Below are 4,982 nucleotides of genomic sequence, written 5' to 3'. Positions count from 1 at the left end.
GGCACAGTGAACTCCTCTGTTCTGCTGTGCCGAACCTTATCAGATCAACCGGCCAAGATAATTGACGCTAGACCGGCCACCGTAATTGTCGCTTAATAATCGGTAGAGTGCCATTATGATTCATCTATCAATCAATATATTCGAGTACATAAAAATCAGGAAAATTCATATCGGTATTCTTGGACGACAAACCGAAGAATCCCCACAGGAAAATTTGCGGTGGTTGCATATTCGCCATACCCGGGCACAGAGTGGGAAAAGCTTTGGCATATACCAGGTGTAAAAGGAAGCAAGGAGATTATTGAGCATATTGCTAGTGAAGCAATTGCATCAGCACCAACAATTTCGACATTACACGAGGAAGCAATTGAGCTGGCAGAGAAACGGAGGCGTGAATGGGAGATTAAACAACAGGAATACAAACAAGCTGAGCGTGAACGCCTTCGTCTCAAAGCAATTGAAGATAGCAAATCGCAACTGAAAGATATTATCGATAAGTGGGATGAAGTAGAGCGTATCAGAGTTTTTTTTGATCAGGCTGAGCGCGTGGTTTCAGGGCTTGATGTTACTCAAAAAAATGAGCTGATGATTCGAATAGATGCAGCCCGCCAGATGATTGGTGAGAATAATGCTTTGAATTCACTAAAAAGGTGGAGAACGCCTGAAGAGCTATTGGATGAGTTAAAAACAACTCGCTCATCTTGGCTTTATGATGATTAATAAAAGAAGTCGATGCCTTTCATAAGGTAATTATGAAAAAACTCCATGTTCAATCCGGCCAAGCAGGCCGAGTACTTCTTGTTGCCCCCTATCGGTTTCAATGAACTTTAATGGAATTTGATTATTTAAAGCAGATCTTGGCGTTTGAAGCCAGTGTAATGCATCTCGCTCATTACCAAGAACTTCTACTGCTCTAGCAAGTAATTTCTGATCCATTTTTGACATTAATACCCTTAAATACAACACGTAATAGTTTTTCCAAGCAGAATTTTAATGATAAACCTGGTTGTCCCGGTCGGATAAAAGTCTATCTTTAAAAGATTAATTGAGAAAGTATCTTTGTTGATAATAGCTGATTTAAAGGGATATATCAGATATAAGAATTCAAACGTTCATAATGGATGTGTAGCTCAACTAAATCTGGATCATTGGACTAATCAATTTAGTCGAAAAGCTAACTTTGAGAAAAGAAAAATAGAGTAACCCCTCGCGGTGCGCTGTTCTCTGGGAAGCGGGAGGGGTCTTGTTAATCTAAATGTTAGCAAAGCTTGCAACCTAGAACAATGTTTTCTGATTAACCATCACTTAAGAATCGATGTTAACCCTTCCAAATAAAAATCACAAAACTATCAACATTGTTAGAAGAGCAATGTGGACCCAGAACGGCTTTGGAATTGGTGGAAGTTACGAGACCGTGGTTTGTTGATTCCGATGTGTCGTTCGGGTGTTTGACCTACTCCCCACTCTCTAATCCATAAAGAACTTAGTAATGTTCTTCACTGAAAAGGAAGATGAGTATAAAAAAAATGATTTACAGAAGAGAAAATCATTCAGATTTTGAAAGAGGCAGAAGCGGGTCTCTCCGTGAAGGAGTTATGTCGGAAACACGCTATTTCCGATGCGACGTTCTACACCTGGCGTTAAAAATACGCTGGTTTGGAAGTCTCCGAGGCTCGTCGCCTCAAAGGCGTTGAAAAAGAAAGCGTCCAGCTTAAAAAATTACTTGCCGAATCTATGTTGGACAATGAAGCCCTCAAGGTGGCGTTGAACCGAAAGTCCTGACCGTCAGGAATAAGCGGGAGGCGGTGCGCTCTATGTTGTCACAAACAGCTCTTTCTGAGCGTAGAGCCTGTTCCATGGTCGGTCTAAAGCGCGCCACCATGCAATACCAAAGCAAGTCAACACAAGAAACTGATCTGGTGCAGCGTCAGCCTTTATTGCTACCAGACAGACCCAACCATACCTGGTCGATAGATTTTGTGATGGACTCACTCGCCAATGGCCGGCGCATCAAGTATCTGACTATCGTTGATGACTTTAGCAAAGAATGTCGGGATATACCTGTTGCACATGGGATCTCCGTTGAACAAGTCGCACGCACATTAGATAGTATTGTTGCCTTTAGAGGCTATCCGGTGGCAGTAATAACCGATCAGGGCCCAGAGTTTACCGGCAAGGAGCTGGATCAGTGGGCATTACTCATTTGAAGTTGGATTAGTTGTTGAAGGCACTCACAAGACTATAGTGAGCAATTAATACTGATAGGCCCATGATCTCCAAAACAGCAAAATCGATAATATGTTGTGTTACCTTATGGACTACTTTCTTTCTGACTAAAGACTATCAATGCCTCGTGCAATAAAACAATCCCTGCTGGTATTCATTTTGTTGCTGGGGATGACAATCCTTTGGCGATTTCTCGCTGATGCTGGCTATTTCAATGAAGCTGCATTGCTGCAACACACAGCATATATAAGACAGTTTGAGTATTCTCTTTGGAGTTTGATTGGTATCACTTTATTGTATGTGGCATTGCTGGCGATTATGTTTCCACTGACCATTCTGGTGGTCACAACCGGAATGCTGTTTAGCACTGAATGGGGGATTTTCTGTGCCACATTGGCGACATTAAGCTCTTCAGCAACGGGTTATGTTGTTGGTCACTGGGTTGGGCGTGAAACCATCGAAAAACATGGTGGCGAAATGGTTCGCAGGGCAGAAAAGTATATCCAGAAAAATAGTTTCAATAGTATGGTTTTGATTAACCTCTTGCCCGTTGCGCCATTTACCATGACCAACATGCTAGCCGGCGCTTTCCGGCTCGATTTCCTCCGCTACATGCTAGGCTCAGCAGTGGGCATTATCCCCGGTTTGATAATAGTGATTGCATTTGGAGGGCAGTTGAGCAAGCTGCTCGTAACAAATGAAAACGGATTACCATGGTCAGCCATCCTAATCGCGATTTCACTGGTTATTGTATTGGTTGGATTGCTAGTTTATTTGCACAAGCGCTTTAATAGATAACCAAAAACAAACGGCTATCAAGAAGATGGTCGATGATAGGTCGCTAAGACTTCCCCATAAAATTTATCAATATTCTGAGCAAAAACGCCACTGTCGTGTTGGCATGCAAATTCGATAGCTTGTTTTGAAAGCTTTTCTCGTAAAACGTTATCTTCGATGAGTAATTTAAGTTTGCTATTCCACAGTTCAATATCATCCAACGTTTTAAAACCTGTTTGCCCCTCAACTATTGCATCATCAATTCCACTTGAACGAATGGCAACAACCGGTAGACCGGCTGACATAGCCTCTAAAATCACCATGCCTTGTGTTTCTGACTTTGAAGCAAAGACGAAGATGTCTGCCATTTGATAATAGGCAGGGATATTTTCAGGTGAAACAGCACCAACAAGCTGGATGCTTTTTTGCAGACCTGTCTCGGCAATTCGATTTTCGAGATAGTGACGATCATCACCTTCCCCAACAATTACCAGTTGAACTTGATTTTGAGTTTGTTGATCCAGGCTGGCAATTGCATCAATAAGAAACTTCACATTTTTTTCTTTGCCCAGACGTGAAACGCTTACAAGCACCAGTTGTTTTTGTTCAATGCCGAGTTGTTTTTTTAATGCTTCCGGTGTCAGCCTATGTGGACTATTAAAGCGCATAAAATCAACGCCACTTGGCTGCACACAAATACGGCTTTTCACCCCGACTAGACGTAAATACTCCTCGGTGGAATAGGTGGGCACAATGACACCATCACATTTATTACAGAAGCGGCGAATGATTAAGTGGGAGATAACATTTCGGAATAACGCACCTGGCAATGGAACATAATGCGCATACATTTCCAGTCTCGTATGGTAAGTATAAATAACTGGGCACTTATTGCGTTTAGCGAACCATAAACCCACTGAGCCAAGCCAGAATGGGTGATGCACATGCACCAGATCAGGTTGCTGGCGCTTAAAGGTTTTTCTGATTTTCTGTTGAAAGGGATTTGTTAGTCTGAATTCACCCTTGCTGCCAAAAGCAAACAATGTTTTCACGCGAGTGCATGATGAATTCGATTGCTTCTCGCCAGTGTAATCTGGAGCGATAATATGGACGTTATGCCCTCTATTGCGTAATCCATTAGCCAATCTGTCGATAGAAATAGTGACGCCAGAGATAAACGGGAAGAAATTATTGGTAAAAAAGGCAATGCGTTTAGGTTTATCTCTATAGTTTGCATCATCAATCGTGAAGTGTGTATAAAAGTCACGATCTTCGTAGATGACCTCTCTTAACTTAAGCCCGATAAGCACTAAAACACTAATAACCACCAAAAAACGTGCGAAGCTGACATAAAAAAACGTATAGATTGCTGACCAGATACTCGTTATTGTTCGGTGCCAAGAAGACTGACTAATACGCGGTAGTACCGGCGTTACACTGATCCCATCAGCCGAAACATTCACTTCCACGAAATGATGATAACTATTTTTGTCATCAACAATGACTCCCCCTGCACCACCAGTTGTAATATAACGAACACCATCAATAGTCTGGTCCGCATACAATGCTAGGTTCGCAGAAAACACTAAGTCCACATGATGCTTTCGGAGCAATGTATGAAGCTTCTGTGCTATTTCTTCATCATTAAAATAATTATCTTCGGTAAATGCCGGCGTGTTAGCGAGTTTTGGATGAATGGGTAATCCCAAGAAGACAAAACGATTGTGCGCTGCAGACTGAGTCAGCTCCTGATTTAGCCACTCTAGTTGCCATGCATAGGGCGTACTGCCGGTATTGTCGAGAAAAATAAACTGATTGTTATTAATCTTAAATGAAAAGAAAGGCGGGCCAAAGTGCTCGAAGAAACGAAAATCACCAAAATCACTGTCCTCATTTTCACCATAAGTCAGCAACCAAGGCATATGCAGCTCTTCGAGCATTTTAATAAGTGAACGATAGTTCTGTTCTGCACCATCACT

4 protein-coding genes and 1 pseudogene are annotated in these 4,982 nt (G+C 42.1%); 3 read left to right on the top strand and 2 right to left on the bottom strand.

The features are described 5' to 3' along the window. The first annotated feature begins 219 nt into the window (after nt 1-219). Nucleotides 220-720, top strand: coding sequence for a hypothetical protein (locus tag LGT40_RS00920; RefSeq protein ID WP_226071580.1), 501 nt, complete (start codon nt 220-222; stop codon nt 718-720). A 30-nt stretch (nt 721-750) separates the two neighbouring features. Here LGT40_RS00920 and LGT40_RS00915 read toward each other — a convergent pair whose 3' ends face one another. Then, a complete protein-coding gene (locus LGT40_RS00915; RefSeq protein WP_226071585.1) occupies nt 751-945 on the bottom strand; it encodes an MbcA/ParS/Xre antitoxin family protein in 195 nt (64 codons plus the stop codon). Between the two features lie 600 nt (nt 946-1,545). On the opposite strand from LGT40_RS00915, the pseudogene LGT40_RS00910 reads away from it, so the two are divergent. Continuing rightward, nucleotides 1,546-2,195: pseudogene (locus tag LGT40_RS00910) on the top strand (DDE-type integrase/transposase/recombinase); the annotation flags it as partial. 151 nt (nt 2,196-2,346) lie between these two features. Then, the gene (locus LGT40_RS00905) at nt 2,347-3,024 is read left to right on the top strand and encodes a TVP38/TMEM64 family protein (RefSeq protein ID WP_226071591.1); all 678 of its coding nucleotides are present in this window, start codon (nt 2,347-2,349) and stop codon (nt 3,022-3,024) included. 17 nt (nt 3,025-3,041) lie between these two features. On the opposite strand, the gene LGT40_RS00900 is transcribed toward LGT40_RS00905, so the two are convergent. Continuing rightward, a partial coding sequence (locus LGT40_RS00900; RefSeq protein WP_226071594.1) for a glycosyltransferase occupies nt 3,042-4,982 on the bottom strand: 1,941 nt, incomplete at its 5' end.

The organism is Methylophaga pinxianii, from assembly GCF_020447225.1.
Classification (GTDB): Bacteria; Pseudomonadota; Gammaproteobacteria; order Nitrosococcales; family Methylophagaceae; genus Methylophaga; species Methylophaga pinxianii.
The sequence above is the reverse complement of the archived record's forward strand: the minus strand, read 5'-3'. Positions and strand labels throughout refer to the sequence as shown.